The 15,310-nt window shown below is 63.8% G+C and carries 10 protein-coding genes and 1 pseudogene; 5 read left to right on the top strand and 6 right to left on the bottom strand.

Annotation, left to right across the window (positions count from 1 at the left end; translation table 11 throughout):
- Positions 1-5: 5 nt before the first annotated feature.
- A complete protein-coding gene (locus tag H535_RS0111440) occupies positions 6-1,898 on the bottom strand; it encodes an HNH endonuclease signature motif containing protein (protein ID WP_155838663.1) in 1,893 nt (630 codons plus the stop codon).
- A 159-nt stretch (positions 1,899-2,057) separates the two neighbouring features.
- Positions 2,058-2,447: an Rv2175c family DNA-binding protein gene (locus H535_RS0111445; RefSeq protein WP_425387272.1), complete on the bottom strand. Its 390-nt coding sequence runs from the start codon at positions 2,445-2,447 to the stop codon at positions 2,058-2,060.
- Positions 2,448-2,652: 205 nt separating this feature from the next.
- Here H535_RS0111445 and H535_RS0111450 point away from each other — a divergent pair, with 205 nt between their 5' ends.
- Together H535_RS0111450 and H535_RS0111455 are read left to right on the top strand one after the other, a co-directional pair.
- The gene (locus tag H535_RS0111450) at positions 2,653-4,284 is read left to right on the top strand and encodes a lytic transglycosylase domain-containing protein (RefSeq protein ID WP_211236579.1); all 1,632 of its coding nucleotides are present in this window, start codon (positions 2,653-2,655) and stop codon (positions 4,282-4,284) included.
- 84 nt (positions 4,285-4,368) lie between these two features.
- Positions 4,369-6,423 carry a Stk1 family PASTA domain-containing Ser/Thr kinase gene (locus H535_RS0111455; RefSeq protein WP_026819656.1) on the top strand — a complete coding sequence of 685 codons (2,055 nt, stop codon included), beginning with the start codon at positions 4,369-4,371 and terminating at the stop codon, positions 6,421-6,423.
- Between the two features lie 118 nt (positions 6,424-6,541).
- Here the strand turns inward: H535_RS0111455 and H535_RS0111460 are convergent, their stop codons facing one another.
- Positions 6,542-7,921 carry a class II 3-deoxy-7-phosphoheptulonate synthase gene (locus H535_RS0111460; RefSeq protein WP_211236581.1) on the bottom strand — a complete coding sequence of 460 codons (1,380 nt, stop codon included), beginning with the start codon at positions 7,919-7,921 and terminating at the stop codon, positions 6,542-6,544.
- 540 nt (positions 7,922-8,461) lie between these two features.
- Positions 8,462-9,163 (bottom strand): annotated as a pseudogene (locus H535_RS24985) (lysophospholipid acyltransferase family protein); the annotation flags it as partial.
- 114 nt (positions 9,164-9,277) lie between these two features.
- On the opposite strand from H535_RS24985, the gene H535_RS0111470 reads away from it, so the two are divergent.
- Entirely contained in the window at positions 9,278-10,042 is a 765-nt protein-coding gene (locus H535_RS0111470) for an alpha/beta hydrolase (RefSeq protein ID WP_026819658.1), read from the top strand.
- Positions 10,035-10,694 carry a chromosomal replication initiator protein DnaA gene (locus H535_RS0111475; RefSeq protein ID WP_035769300.1) on the top strand — a complete coding sequence of 220 codons (660 nt, stop codon included), beginning with the start codon at positions 10,035-10,037 and terminating at the stop codon, positions 10,692-10,694. The genes H535_RS0111470 and H535_RS0111475 overlap by 8 nt, the downstream gene beginning before the upstream one ends.
- Here H535_RS0111475 and H535_RS24990 read toward each other — a convergent pair.
- On the bottom strand, positions 10,691-11,710 hold the full coding sequence (locus H535_RS24990; RefSeq protein ID WP_051299082.1) for an ROK family glucokinase: 1,020 nt from the start codon (positions 11,708-11,710) through the stop codon (positions 10,691-10,693). The two genes, H535_RS0111475 and H535_RS24990, sit on opposite strands and share 4 nt — an antisense overlap.
- Positions 11,711-11,941: 231 nt before the next feature.
- Between H535_RS24990 and H535_RS0111485 the strand changes: the two genes are divergently transcribed.
- The gene (locus H535_RS0111485) at positions 11,942-13,750 is read left to right on the top strand and encodes an AMP-dependent synthetase/ligase (RefSeq protein WP_026819660.1); all 1,809 of its coding nucleotides are present in this window, start codon (positions 11,942-11,944) and stop codon (positions 13,748-13,750) included.
- 115 nt (positions 13,751-13,865) lie between these two features.
- Here H535_RS0111485 and H535_RS0111490 read toward each other — a convergent pair whose 3' ends face one another.
- Positions 13,866-15,272, bottom strand: coding sequence for a mycothione reductase (locus H535_RS0111490; RefSeq protein ID WP_026819661.1), 1,407 nt, complete (start codon positions 15,270-15,272; stop codon positions 13,866-13,868).
- Positions 15,273-15,310: the final 38 nt, after the last annotated feature.

Here is a 15,310-nt window from a genome sequence, read left to right on the forward strand (position 1 = left end):
CGCTATCAGAATGGCGGGGGCTCGTTGGGATCGTTGGGTGGCTTCGCCGGTTTTGCCGGTGCGTTGTCCGTCCTGGCGCAGTTTTCTGGCTGGTGTTTGGCTTTGTTGAGCAGGGTGGCGATGTCGGGGGCGGGTCGCATCTCCGGTAGTGGGCCTTCGGGAGTGTTGGAGTATTTCCTGCCTGCCGGTGAGGTCCAGTCCACTCTGCCGTCGCGGTGCTGGATATCCCGCCAGAGTCCCGCGGTCTTGAGGGCATGGCCGGGTTTGCATAGTGGTTTCAGATTCGTCAGTTCGGTTTGCCCTGTCGGGTATGGGACAGTGTGGTCGAGGTCGCAGTGACGGGCGGCTTTGTTGCACCCGTACCCGCGGCAGGTGCGGTCGCGCAGCCGGACCATTTTTTGCAGGTCTTTGGGCACCGCGTAGCTGTCCCGCCCGTACGACAGCGGCGCCCCCGTCTCCGGATGCGTGAGTAACCGCTTGAACGACGGGGCGTTCGCGGCCAATTGTTTGGCGGTGTCCTCATCGATGGGACCGTACCCTTCCAGATCGGCCGGCTCATCCGATAACCCCATCAGGGTCAACACCGGCACCACCACCAGCACCTCAGCCTTAATCCCGGCATAATTGGGGATCCGACCCGAACCCGGCGGATCAACACCGGCAGGCGGATCAACACCGCCGGGTGTTCCGGCACCACCGGGGCCGGCCGATCCGGTGCTTCCGGCTGTCCCGGGCCCGGCACCACCGGCCGAACCGGGTACTGAACCACCAGTTCCGGCTGCCCCGGCTACTCCGGGTGTTCCGGCGGCTCCGGCTATTCCGGGTGCGGCGGGCCCGGTCGGGACCCCCGGTGGCGGATTTGTGCCGTAGAACCCATCGTTGGCACTGCCGGACAGGGCCGCCGGTGGTAGTCCGGTGCCGGTGCCGGTATGGAGCAGGTCCGCAGCCACATCAGCCCGCAACTGGGCGAGATCACGTGGTTCTCCGGGGCCCTGTAACGAACGCGCCAATCCCGTCAGCCGGTTAAACGCCGCGGTGGCGGCCTCGGCCGGTAAATACATGCTCAGCCAGCACATCCCGTCCTCGACCGGCTCGAGGACCACCGTCCGATCGGCCGCGGCTTTTTCCTTGCGCCGCTTGATCGTCTCCGGGTGCGAGCGTTCCCGCACCCTGCGTGCCTTCGCCGCGACCAGGTGCCTCGCCCTCCCCGGAGCGAAGCCCACCATCTCCGCCTCAAAGTCCGCATACGCCTCACGCGGCAGGGACCCGCATTGATCGGCGATCACGTCGGCCTGATCCGGATGCAACACCCCCTGCGCCAGAGCGTCCAACGTGGCCGGCAGGCCGGTCGTGAGCAGGTGACTGTGTCCGATGAGTTTGTCCGTCGCCCGCTTCGACAAGTCCAGCACCGTGCCGATCTCCGACTCGGCGACCATGGACGCCAACTGGTCAGCATCGGGACCCGCCGGCGGCAGGTGCTCTTCCTCACCGACCCGGTCCCCGGCCGTGGCACACACCCGGGAGACGGCTTTAGCTTTGAGGGCCTCGGCGGCCGAGACAAGCTTGGACGCCTCGTCCAGCAGATTCACCGCCTGCCGATAATCCAACGCTTCAGGATCCAGGCGGGTCAGCCCGTTGATAATGCCCCGAGCCAGCACCGGCTTGTCCTTAAACCCCGCGCCACGAACCACGTCACGTTCCAAAAACAACGTCACCAACAACGGCTCAAACACAGACTCACCACCAGCACCACCAGCACCAGCACCCGCGTCACCAGAGGCACCCGCAGCGGCGTCGTCAAAGGCACTGCGGCCCTTGGCAGCGCCGGCACCAGCAGCACCGGCGCCAGCACCCTGCCGGCCACCGCCGTCGTCGTCAACACCCACTCGAACCGTCATAAAAATAGTCAACCATCGAGCACCGACAGTTTTAGAAGAATCAGGCCCGAAAAAATAGCAAGCAGATAACGAAACAATAACGAAGGTGGGGTTGAGGCCCGCGCTTACGCACACCAACCCAACGCTGCGGGGCCCAGCCGCGCAGCGGCAGTGGAGTGCCTACCAGGCGAGGGCTTGCGCCCGCCGCCGGATCTCCCTTTTACGGCCCGCGCGCAACGCGTCAATAGGCCTGCCCGGAAGGGAATCGTCAGCAGTAAACAGCCACCGGAGCATTTCCTCGTCGTCATATCCTGCATCGGAGAGGACGATAACTGTGCCTTTCAGGTTTTCCAGCACATGCCCGTCAATAAGGAACTCCGACGGAACGCAGCGTATTTTACGTTCTCCGATCCGCACCGCGACCAGCGCCCGCTCATCCAGCAGGCTATGGACCTTATTAATCGGCAATTCAAGCCGTTCACTTACATCGGGCAGAGTGAGCCAATCATCGATCAGCGTTTCAAGTTCGTTCACGGCATTAAGCGTGCCATGCCGCAGCCATTCGTTCATAGCCCATACCATGCAGTCCCTCGATGACGCGCCGAAAGTCATAAAGTTCCACGAAATGCTTCCGCTCTTGTGCTATGTGAAAATTCGTGTAAATTCGCAAGAGTCACATTCGAAACACCCGCATCAGCAACATCATTCGCCGCATGAGCAACAATGCAGTGCACTCCCCCGGGTGCCGAAAACAGACCAGACGAGGAACACATTTATGAGCCCGCAACGCCAGTTGACGAATGATCAGCCGACGTCGAGCAATACAGTCTCCGGCAGTGGAACACAGCGGAGCCGGAAATTCGGCTCCGCGATATCCACCGCCGCCATCCCGACAGTCGTCCTCTCATCCCTGGCGCTGGCACAGCCGGCCCAGGCTTCCCCGAGCGTCACAGTCCCCAAGTCGCTGCCGTCCGGAGTGGCCAATGCAGCCACCGCCGTCGGTCCTGCCCAAGGGGTCATCACACCTTCTTCGCTGGTTGCCACGAAGGTTCCGTCAGCTACGACGACGTCCAGTAAGGCACCCTCGAGCTACACCGTGCAGTCAGGCGACACCATCACCAGCATCGCCGCGCAACACGGCAAGAGCGTCAGCGAGGTCCTGGAGATCAACGGCCTCCAGATGCGCTCAATCATTTACCCCGGACAAAAGATCACACTCGAATCGAATGGGAGCCACAGCGCGTCGAAGCAACAACGACACAATGAGAACGTCCCGGCTTCAAACAACAACGGGGCTTCCAAGGGCTCATCTTCGAGCTACACCGTCAAGGCCGGCGACACTATCTCCAGCATCGCCGCACAACACGACAAAAGCATCAACGAAGTCCTCGAGGCCAACGGCCTCAACATGGGCTCCGTGATATATCCCGGACAGGAGATCAAACTCTCCGGATCCACGATCACCACCCAGGCGAACGACCACAAGGTCATCGGCCAGTCCGGCTCGAAACAGGAAAAGACGTCCGGCAGCTACACCGTCAAGGCCGGCGACACTATCTCCAGCATCGCCGCACAACACGGCAAAAGCATCAGCGAAGTCCTCGAGGCCAACGGCCTCAATATGGGCTCCGTGATCCACCCCGGGCAGAAAATCAAGCTCTCGGGCGCCAATGTCACCACCCAGGCGAACGACCGGAAGCTCATCGACCAGTCCGGATCGAAAAAGGGCGAGCCATCCGGCAAATACACCGTGAAGTCGGGAGATACCCTGGGGTCTATCGCCGCACGCCACGGTGTCAGCCTCAGTTCGCTGTTGAAGGCCAATAGCCTGAACCTGGGCAGCGTAATCCACCCGGGCAATAAGCTCGCGATCCCGGGGCAGGGCTCCCAGGACTCCGGGAAGGAGTCAAAGCCGAAGAATCTCGTGCCAAATACCTTCCTGCACTACACCTACCCCAAGCACGTCGTCGCCAAGGCGAATCAGAACAAGGCGGCCTTGCTGGAAGCGCCGGCTCCGTCCCAGGCGGAAATCAAGGACATGATTGTCCAGACGGCGCGCAGCATGGGGGTTCCGCCGTCGTTGGCCCTTGCCCACGCCTACCAGGAGTCCGGGTTCAACCACCGCGCCGTGTCGCCGGCAAACGCCATCGGCACCATGCAGGTGATTCCTGCCTCGGGCGAGTGGGCCTCCGAGCTGGTGGGCCGCCAGCTCAACCTGTTGGATCCGGCCGATAACATCACCGCCGGTGTGGCCATCATTGACGCCCTGCTTCGCACCACTGATTCCCGGTCCAAGGCGATCGGTTCCTACTACCAGGGACAGGCGGCCGTCGAAAAACATGGCCTCTACGACGACACCAAGAACTACGTGAAGTCCGTCAAGGCGTTGGAAAAGCAGTTCAGCTAAGACCCGCGCACCATCCGGCGGCGAAAGGGCCCGGACCGGGTGTTGGTTCGGGCTCTTTCCTGCTGAAACCTCTAGGATCGAAGGGTGCAGGAACGGGCAATTGATGACTTAGTCGGCGCTGTGGTGGACCAGCGCTACCTTGTGCAAGCCCGGTTGGCCCGCGGTGGTATGTCGACCGTGTATCTGGCCACCGACCAGCGTCTGGAACGCGATGTGGCGCTGAAGGTGATGCATTCCCACCTGGCCGACGACGACAACTTCCTCAACCGTTTCAGCCAGGAGGCCAAATCCGCCGCCCGGTTGTCACACCCGCACGTCGTCGGTGTCCTGGACCAGGGCCACGACGATGCCTTGGTCTACCTGGTGATGGAGTATGTTCCCGGCCGGACCCTGCGCGCCCTGATTGAGGACAGGGGACGGCTGCAGCCGCGCCTCGCGCTGGCCCTGTTGGATGCGGTGGTGGACGGTCTTGCCGCCGCACACGACGCCGGACTGGTTCACCGCGATGTGAAGCCGGAGAACGTGCTGCTGGCCGACGACGGCCGGATCAAGGTCGGCGACTTCGGACTGGCTCGTGCCGTGTCGACCAGCACCAATACCGGCACGCTGATCGGAACCGTTGCCTACATTGCCCCCGAACTGGTGACGGGCGGATCAGCCGACGAGCGCAGCGACATCTATTCGGTCGGAATCATGCTCTATGAGATGCTCACCGGCCACCACCCCTACACCGGCGACATTCCCATCCAGGTAGCCTTCCAGCATGTGAACTCGGAAGTGCCGGCCCCGTCCGGCGAACTGCCCGGACTGGCCGAGGATCTGGACGAACTCGTCCAATGGTGCACGGCCCAGGACCCGGAGTCCCGGCCGATCGATGCCGCGGCACTGCTTGGGGAGTTGCGCCATATCCGCACCACTTTGAGCAATGAAGAGCTTGATTACGACGCCGACTCCCCCGGCGGCACTCCCCCTCACCGGCACACTGAGGTGATCAGGCCGGGGATCCATCCCACTACTGTGCTGTCCCGGGACCATGATGCCGGCCCGTCCGCCCCCGCGGACCCTGGTTCGGGCCCGTCGGCCTCTGCCTCCGGGCACATTCCCGGAAATAAACAGGACGAAACCCAGGCCATTGGCAGTATCCGCTCATCCCGCGCGGCGAAGCGCGACACCAAGCGGGACCAGAAGGCCCAGGAGAAGGAGCAGGCCAAGGCGGCGCAGCAGCCGGAACAGAGTCTGCGTCGTGGCAACCCCCGGCGACGGGCACTGCTGTGGATCGCCGCCGTCGTACTGATCTCATTACTGGTCACCTGGATCTCCTGGTTCGTGGCGGCGGGCCCTGCCGCGCTGACCTCCGTTCCCAAGGTGTCCGGCAAGCCTGTCGCCGAGGCCCGGCAACTGCTGGCAAACCGCGGGCTGGAGTCGAGAGCCACGGACATCCATCACGGGAATATCCCGGATGGTCAAGTCGTCCGTGCCGACCCGGCCGCCTCTTCCGAGCTGCGCAAATTCGAAGATGTCACGCTGTTCGTCTCCATTGGCCCGCAGATGTTCTCCGTGCCCGACGTCACGGGTGGCACTATCAAGGAGGCTGCGACGGAGTTGAAGGACGCGCAGCTGGCCATCGGCAAGGTCAGCAAGAAGTATCACGAGCAGATTCCCTCCGGAACAGTGCTGTCCCAGGACGTCGCGCCGGGAGAAGAACGACGGCGGGACGCCGCGGTTGCTGTCGTGGCCTCCAAGGGGCCGCGTCCCATCGAGGTGCCGTCAGTGGTCCGTGAATCCCGCAAATCGGCCGTACGGCACTTGTCCGACGCCGGGCTGAAACCAGAAGTGGCCGATAGCAGGGTCTTCCACCCGTCCATTCGTGAAGGCCGCGTCGTATCCCAAAAACCCGCCCAGGGGCAGCTGTTCCGCGGCGATACGGTGACAATCACCCTGTCCAAGGGGCCGAAGATGGTGGACGTACCCAATTTGATCGGCGATCAGGTGGAGAAGTCAGTCCAGCGACTCGAAAAACTCGGGTTCAAAGTCGAGGTCAACAACATTCTGGGCGGATTCTTCGGCACGGTCAGGGACCAGGACCCCGTGGACAAATCAGTGCCCAAGGGGTCCACCATCACCCTGACCGTAGTGTAAATCAGCCGGTCCGCTGCGACCCGACACTGTTTGTATGAGCCGGCTGGACCGTGGATTCCAGCTGCACTGTGTGGAAGCCGCCTGGACCGTGGAATCCACCTGGACCGTGTGGATTCCGCTAGCTGCTGCGGCTGAGCGCGCTCGCCACCAAAAACGCCATTTCCAGCGACTGCATGTGGTTCAGCCGCGGATCACACACCGACTCATAGCGCGAGGTGAAGGCATCCTGATCGATCGGGTCCGCTCCGCCAAGGCACTCCGCCACGTCGTCGCCGGTCATCTCGATATGCAATCCGCCCGGGAACGTGCCCAGCGAATTATGCACCTCGAAGAACCCACGCACCTCATCGACGACGTCGTCGAAGTTCCTGGTCTTGTAGCCATTGGGCGAAGTGACAGTGTTGCCATGCATTGGATCGCTGACCCACAGCACCTGGGCGCCGGACTCGGTCACCTTCTGCACCAGGGGCGGCAGCTTCTCCCGGATGGCACCCGCTCCCATCCGGGAAATGAAGGTCAATCGGCCGGGCGACCGGTCCGGATCCAGCTTGTCGATCAGCCGCAAGACGTCGTCGGGATCCGTCGAAGGCCCAAGCTTCACGCCGATGGGATTGTGCACCTTGGACAGGAAATCGACGTGTGCACTATCCAAGTCGCGGGTGCGCTCCCCGATCCACAGGAAGTGCGACGAGGTGTCGTAGGCGTTTCCGGTCCGTGAATCGATCCGGGTCAGGGCCCGCTCGTAATCGAGCACCAACGCTTCGTGGCTGGCGAAGAACTCCACCCGCTTCAGGGTCTCGAAATCGGAGCCACATGCTTCCATGAACTTCATCGCGCGGTCGATTTCACGTGCCAGCGACTCGTAGCGCGAATGGGCGGGGTTGGCCATGAAGCCCTTGTTCCAATGGTGGACCAGCCGCAGATCCGCGAAACCGCCCTGTGTGAAGGCGCGGATCAGGTTCAGAGTCGACGCCGAGGTATGGTAAGCCCGCACCAGGCGCGACGGGTCATGGGCACGGGACTCGGCGGTGAAATCGAATCCATTGACCATGTCCCCCCGGTAGGCCGGCAGCGTGACCCCGTCCCGGGTCTCGTCATTCGATGAGCGTGGCTTGGCGAATTGTCCTGCCATGCGGCCCATTTTGATCACGGGCAGTGACGCGCCATAGGTGAGGACGACGGCCATCTGCAGGATGGTGCGGACCCGGGCGCTGATCCGGTCAGCGGTCGCGGCCTCGAATGTCTCGGCGCAGTCGCCCCCCTGCAACAGGAAGGCCTTGCCCTGTGCCGCTGCCGCCAGCCGCTCACGCAGCACGTCAACTTCACCGGCAAAGACCAAGGGCGGCAGCGAGGACAGTTCCGCCATCGAAGAATCATAAGCTGCTGAGTCCTGCCACTGTGGCTGCTGTGAAATCGGCAGCGAGCGCCAGGCATCCAGCTCGGGATAATCCGCCGTCGTGGGGACGGCAGATGGGCTGGATACGAAGTTTGAACTCAGATGGGTTGAATCATTCACCCATCCAGCGTAAGGGGTAATCGGCAAACAGGAGGTTCGCCGGACGTAACCCGGTTCAGCCGAATGTCATAATCCGGCGCGGCGATCCGGCCCGGGCGGCTCCCCCGGGGGATCGGGCGGGGTACCGGAAGCGCCGTCGGAAGTGCCGGAAGCGCCATCGGATGCGCTCTCGGAAGTACCGGCAGGAGCCTCGGAAGCGGCGCCGTGGGTGTCGTTGGACGGCCCCGTGGAACCATTCCCGGAGCCGTCGCCTGCAGCATCGCCCGAACGCCCGGCGGCATCGCTCTGGCCGGACAACGGAGATTGCTGCCCGGCCGGGCCGGGGGGTGCAGCGGACCCCTGAGCGCCCGGGGGGTCCTGATCCTGCCCCTCGCCGGAGGCCTGGTCGCCCGGAGGGCTGTCGCGGGACGCCGCTTTGCCTTCCTCGGGAGCCGGCGCTTTCGAAGCCGACCCAACCGTCGTCACCGTTCCAGGCGTCTTAGTCGCGCCAGGGGTGGCACGCACGGCGGACGCCTTGCCGGCGTCGGCGCCCTTGCCGCCTTTACGAGAGGCCATCCGGTCCTTGAATGTGCTGGCGTAGAGGTCGGCGTATTCCTGGCCCGAGAGCCGCATCAGCCCGTACATGATTTCGTCGGCCACGGACCGCTGCACAAACCTGTCATTCTCCAGCCCTTGATACCGGCTGAAATCCATCGGTTCGCCAATAATGATGCCCAGGCGGCGGATGTTCGGAATCCTGCGGCCGATCGGCTGCACCTTGTCGGTGCCGATCATGGCGACAGGGATCACCGGTACCCCGGTGGTCAGCGCCAGCTTGGCGATGCCGGTCTTTCCCCGGTACAGGCGCCCATCGGGGCTGCGGGTGCCTTCGGGATAAATACCCAGCAGGCCGCCCTTCTTCAGCACGTCGATGCCGGCATCCAGCGACGTCGCCGAAGCGGAGCCTCCGGACCGGTCTATCGGCAACTGATTGGTCAGGCGGAAGAACATCGCCGTGAGCTTGCCCTTAATCCCCTTGCCGGTGAAATATTCGGACTTCGCCAGGAACACCACGGGCCGGGGCACGCACACCGGCAGGAAAATGGAGTCGGAGAAAGAAAGGTGGTTGCTGGCCAGAATGGCCGGACCGTCATCGGGGATGTTCTGCATTCCTTTGACCCACGGCCGGAACAGCATCTTGAGCAGCGGACCGATGAAGATCCGCTTCATAACCCAATAAAACACGCTGTGACCTCTCCTGACCGGCGCTGCGGAAACCGGCCGTCGCCCGACGAACCTCCAGTGGCTTCTGCCACATTACCTTAGGCTTGGCCCACCAATCAGTGACACCATGGAGACATGACAATCACCGCTGGCACCGAGGCGTTCTCCAGTGAAGGCTCAGGGCCCAACGCCAGTATTGGAATAGCCCTGAGCCATGGTTTCACCGGTTCTCCCGCGAGCATGATCGACTGGGCACGGCACCTGGCCGACGCCGGTTATGCCGTGACCCTTCCGCTGCTTCCCGGCCATGGCACCAGCTGGGAGGACCTGGCCACCAGCAGATGGCAGGACTGGTACGGCGCCTTCGAAGCCGAATACCTGCGTCTCCGAAGCAAAACCGACCACACCTTCGTCGCGGGTCTGTCCATGGGCGGGACACTCGCCCTCCGGACCGCAGCCGAACACCGGGTTTCCGGTGTCGTTGCCGTCAACCCGGGTTTCACCTTCTACGATCCGAAGGCGCGCTTTGCTCGAATCCTTCGATATATCCGCCCCACAGTGCCGGCTATCGGGGATGACATCAAAAAGCCCGGGGTCCGCGAAGCGGCTTACATCCGCACCCCCGTTGCCGCCGTCGACCAGCTGCACCGGCTGTTCCGGGACACTACCTCCGCGCTTCACCGGGTCAGCGCGCCGACCCTGATCTTCCAATCAAGCGTGGACCGGGTCGTCCCGCCCAGCAGTGTGTCACTGATAGAGAAGCGTCTGGGCAGCGCCGACCTTGAAGTGGTCCGGCTGTATAACAGCTATCATGTGGCAACGATGGATAATGACGCCGGGCAGATTTTCGAGCAGACCGGTGGTTTCATTCAGCAGCATTCAGGAACTGGCGATGAGTAACTCCGAGCACGATCCGGCAAACCGCGAATCCGGCGGCCCGCAGCCTTCAGAGGACGAGGTGTGGCGCGACCTGGTGTCCCGGCTGGAAAACACCGAAAGCCTGCCGGACCGCCTCGAGGATACACAACCGTCCGAGCCTGACGATTCGCTTCCCGATCCAGTGCGCCCTGCGGACTCACCGCCGGCAGCAGATCAACCACCCGCGACAAACCGGCCACCGGAGACGGTTCAACCACCCGCGGCGGGCCAGCCACCTCCGTCGAACCACCCCAACGGGAACCGTTCAGATCAGGACCGTTCCGATCATGACCGTCCCGATGAGAGCCGTCCCGATGAGAGCCGTCCCGGCGGGGATCTTCCCGGCGGGGTGCGCCCCCTTGGCCCCCGCGATTACATTCCGCCCGAAGATGACGACGGTTTTGTCCCCGAGGAGCCGCCGTCCCTGGCCGGCGCCGAGCCTTTGGTCGTGCTGGCCTGGATTGGCTCCATCGGCGGACCGTTGGCATTGCTGCTGTCCGCCTTTATCTTCCGTTCGATGCCGATGGTGGCCGTCGTCGGCATCGTGGCGGTGTTTATCGCCTCGGTGGTGTTCCTGCTGATGCGGCTGCCCACGGATCGGGGCAATGACCACGACGACGGCGCCGTCGTCTAAGTGCCTGAACGTGCCGGGCGGGTGCCGCGGGTGCCGCTGCGCGCGCTGATGCGGGCCATGTCGGCCGCACCGACCATTCCCGCACGGGCACCGAACTGCGCCATGCTGATCGGTGCTGCCGGGCGGAACCCCCGCCCGGTCAGGTGCCGCTGGAACGAAGCCTGGGTGGGCTGCAGCAGCAGATCGCCTGCGCCGCTGAGCCCTCCGCCAATAACAAACCGTCCCGGATCCAGCGCGGCGGCGAGGTTCGCCAGCCCCATGCCGAGCCAGTGACCCACGTCCTGCACCAGTTCCACGCAGGTGGGATCGCCTTCAGCCGCTCGTTTGGTGACCAGGGCCCCGGTGATCGCATCCGGGTCCCCGCCGACAGCGCGCAGCAGGTCCTGTGCCACCGGCGAGTTCGCGCGCGCGAGTTCGCGCCCCTCACGGCCAAGGGCATTCCCTGAAGCATATTGCTCCCAGCAGCCCCGGTTGCCGCACTCGCAGCGGTGTCCCTGGGGCACGATGATCTGGTGGCCGTACTCCCCGGCGACCCCGTACCGCCCGCGCTCCACCATGCCGTTGGAAATCAGCGATCCTCCGATGCCGGTGCCCAGCGTGACGCACACCAGCCGGCTCTCCCCCCGGCCGGCGCCGAAACGCCACTCCGCCCATCCGGCGGCATCGGCGTCGTTGACCACCATCACCCGGCGCCGCAGCTTATATTCAAGGTTCTTCCGCAGCGGCTCGTTGCGCCATGCAAGATGCGGGCTGAACAGCACGGTGCTGCCGCTCTGGTCCATCCATCCGGCCGCGCCAATGCCCACCGACCAGATGCGGTAACTGGCCTCGAACTCCGAAACCAGCCCCATGATGGCCTCTTCGACCATGCGCGGATCGGTGGCGGGTGTGGGGCGGGCCAACTCTGCCAGCACCTCGCCATGGGCGTCGACGACGCCGGCAGCCACCTTGGTGCCGCCAATGTCGATTCCAATGGCCAGCCCACGCCGTCCCAGCCGGGCGGGAACGGCCGGCATCACCCTGGTGCGTCCGGAAACAGTGCCGGTCCGCGGCCAGAGCGGTGCCCCGCGCCCGGCGCGGGTCCGTGGAGTTCGTCTTTCCATACCCGGATCATTCTACGGTCGGCGTCATCGGCACGATAAGTTACCAAGTGGTAACTTGTGAACAGGCGTATCCAGCCGCTGTTCCCGGTAGGCTGGATAGCAACCCTATGCCGTGGGCCGGCAACAGGTACCGAAGGAGATATCGTGCAAGAATACAGCGTCCCGGTGATGGTGGAATCGCCGCCTGAGAGCAATATCACCGATCTCGTGCTGCGGCAGGCAAACAAACCGACCAATCCGGCACTCTTCTCCCGCAAGGACGCGGAGGGAAACTTCCGGGACATCACGGCAACGCAGTTCCGCGACGATGTCTCCAAGCTGGCGAAGGGGCTGATTGCCACCGGCATTGGCCCGGGCGACCGGGTCGGGATCATGGCCCGGACCCGCTACGAATGGGCGCTTGTCGATTTCGCGATCTGGTTTGCCGGCGCCGTGTCAGTGCCGGTCTATGAAACCTCTTCGGCCAGCCAGGTGGCGTGGAACCTGGGCGATTCCGAGGCTGTGGCGGTCTTCGTCGAATCCGGCAAGCATCAGGACATCGTCCAGAAGGCTGTCCAATCCGAAGGTCTCGACCGCCTCGAACACATCTGGCAACTGGCCGGCGACGGCCTGGACGAACTGCGCGAGGCCGGCCACGGGGTCAGCGACGAGGATCTGGAACACCGGCGCACAGCCGCAAACCTTCACGATCTGGCCACCATTATCTACACCTCCGGAACCACCGGCCGGCCGAAAGGCTGCGAGCTGACCCACGGCAATTTCGTCGAGCTGTCGGACAATGCCGCGGCCGCGATTCCCGAAGTGGCCCGCGAAGGCGCGCAGACCATCATGTTCCTGCCCATGGCCCATGTCTTTGCCCGCTTCATTTCAGTGATGTGTGTCGCGTCAGGCGCGACGGTGGCGCACACCCCGGACATCAAGAACCTGCTGCCGGACTTACAGGAATTCCGCCCCACGTTCATCCTTGCCGTCCCCCGCGTCTTCGAGAAGGTCTTCAATTCCTCCAAGCTCAAGGCCGAGGATGGTGGCAAGGGCAGGATTTTCACCAAGGCCACCGAAACGGCCATTGCCTACTCAAAGGCGCAGCAGAACGGCTCAGTGGGGCTCGGGCTGAAGCTGCGTCACGCTGTCTTCGACAGGCTCGTCTACGGCAAGCTGCGCGACGCCATGGGCGGCCGCGTCAAGCACGCGGTCTCGGGCGGCGCCCCCATGGGCGAACGACTGGGCCACTTCTTCCACGGCATTGGCCTGACGGTGCTGGAGGGGTACGGCCTGACCGAAACCACTGCCCCGATCTCGGTCACCACGCCTTCACTGATCAAGATCGGCACCGTCGGGATGCCGCTGCCGGGCAATGCCGTGAAAATCGCCGACGACGGCGAGATCCTGGCCAAGGGCGTGTGTGTCATGCGCGGCTACTACAATCGTGATGACCTGACCGAACAGGCATTTGTCGACGGTTGGTTTGCCACCGGGGATCTTGGTGAACTGGACGATTCCGGTTACTTGACGATCACCGGACGGAAGAAGGAAATCATCGTCACCGCGAGCGGCAAGAACGTGATTCCCGGGCTGCTGGAGGACCGGATCCGCGCGGATGCCCTGATCTCGCAGTGTGTGGTGCTCGGAGACCAGCGGCCATTTATCTCGGCGCTGATCACCCTGGATGAGGAAGCGCTGCCGGGATGGTTGGAACGGCACTCGCTGCCGGCCTCGACGACGCTGCAGCAAGCCTCCGAACATGAGCAGGTGCTGGCCGAGGTCCAGTCATTGATCGACGCGGCCAACGAGACGGTGTCGCAGGCGGAGCAGATTAAGTCGTTCCGGATCGTGCCGGAGGACTTCACGGAGATGTCCGGGCACCTGACACCGTCGCTGAAGATCAAGCGTGCCCAGGTGTTGAAGGATTATGACTCGCTGATCAACGACATCTATATGGCTCCGCGGGCGTAACCCGGCGCGGGATGGGCACCACCCGGCGCGGGCCGGCACTACCTTGCCCGGGTCGGGATGATCCGGAGCTATTGCGCGGAGCTATGGCGTGAAGATGCTGCTGGGCCTCCCTGCCCTACACGTCGAGGCCCAGCAGCGCGTTCTCCACGACCTCGGGCAGGGCCGGATGGATCCAATACTGACCGCGTGCCATGGTATGGGCGTCCAGCCCGAACGACATCGCCTGAATCAGCGGCTGGACAATCATCGAGGCCTCGTGCCCCATGATGTGCGCACCCAACAGCTTGCCGGTGCCCTTCTCGGCAAGCAGCTTGACGAACCCGTCGTCGTCCTCCATAGCCCAGCCGTAGGCCGTTGAACCATAGGCCTGCAACTGCATGCAGACCTCGGTTCCGTTGCGGGCTGCCCAGCGGCGCGCCTCCTCCTCGGTCAGGCCGACGCTGGCGATCTGCGGGCGGGTGAATATTGCCGCCGGGACGTAGCGGTGGTCGCCGAAGCGCAGATCGTCAGGGTGGACGAGGTTGTGGGAGACCACCCTGGCTTCGTGGTTCGCCACGTGCTTGAGCTGGTACTCGCTGCTGACATCGCCCAGCGACCACACGCCGTCGACCGCGGAGCCTGCAGCCACGACGCGCTGGTAGTCGTCGACGACGACCCGTCCGTCACCGGTGACATCAAAGCCCGCCCGGTGCACGTCGAGGGTGTCCGCGTTGGGCCGCCGGCCGGTGGCAACCAGCACAATATCGGCCTGAACCGTGCCGGCATCCGCTCCATCACCATCGACAAGCGCGGCCGCGACCCGGCCGTCCGGCAACTCAGTGACCGAGCCCGGAACGCGGTTCAGCCGCAAGTCCCACTGCTGTTGCGCCTGGCGGGTGTAGCCTTCGGACACATCACGGTCCGTGTGCTTGAGCAGCTGGCCCGACCGATTGATTTGGACCACCTCGGAGCCGAAGCTGTCGAAGATGTGGGCGAACTCGGCGGCGACATATCCTCCGCCGACAATCAGGATCCGGCCCGGCAGTTCCTCGATCCGCATCACCGTGTCCGAGGTGTGAACCTGTGGCAGGTCCATGCCCGGCACGTCAGGCAACACCGGCCGTGATCCGGCGGCGATGACAATCTGGCCACCTTCCAATTCCGCTCCGGAATCGGTGACCAGCGTCCGTTCGCCGGTGAAGCGCGCGTGCTCCTGGTACAGGTCGACGTTGTCCAGCTCCACGTCGCGGTAGTTCCGGCCGGCCTCGGAGATAGCGTCGATCCGGCCGAAGACGCGGTCGCGGATTTTCGGCCAATGCACCGCGTCCACGCGGGCGTCGACTCCCAGATCGGCGGCTTTAACCGTCGAATGTGCCAGCTCGGCGGGGAATACGTACATCTTGGTCGGGATGCAGCCGACATTGAGGCAGGTACCACCGAACGTGCCGCCGTCGATAATGGCGACCTTCTTCGAGTCCCAGTCCTCGGTGACGAGTGTGTTGCCCGAGCCCGAGCCGATGATGATCAGATCATAGTGCGTCATGCGTTGTACGTTCCCTGCCTCTGCGCTGCCTCTGCGCT

Source organism: Arthrobacter castelli DSM 16402, from assembly GCF_000430705.1.
GTDB lineage: Bacteria > Actinomycetota > Actinomycetes > Actinomycetales > Micrococcaceae > Arthrobacter_C > Arthrobacter_C castelli.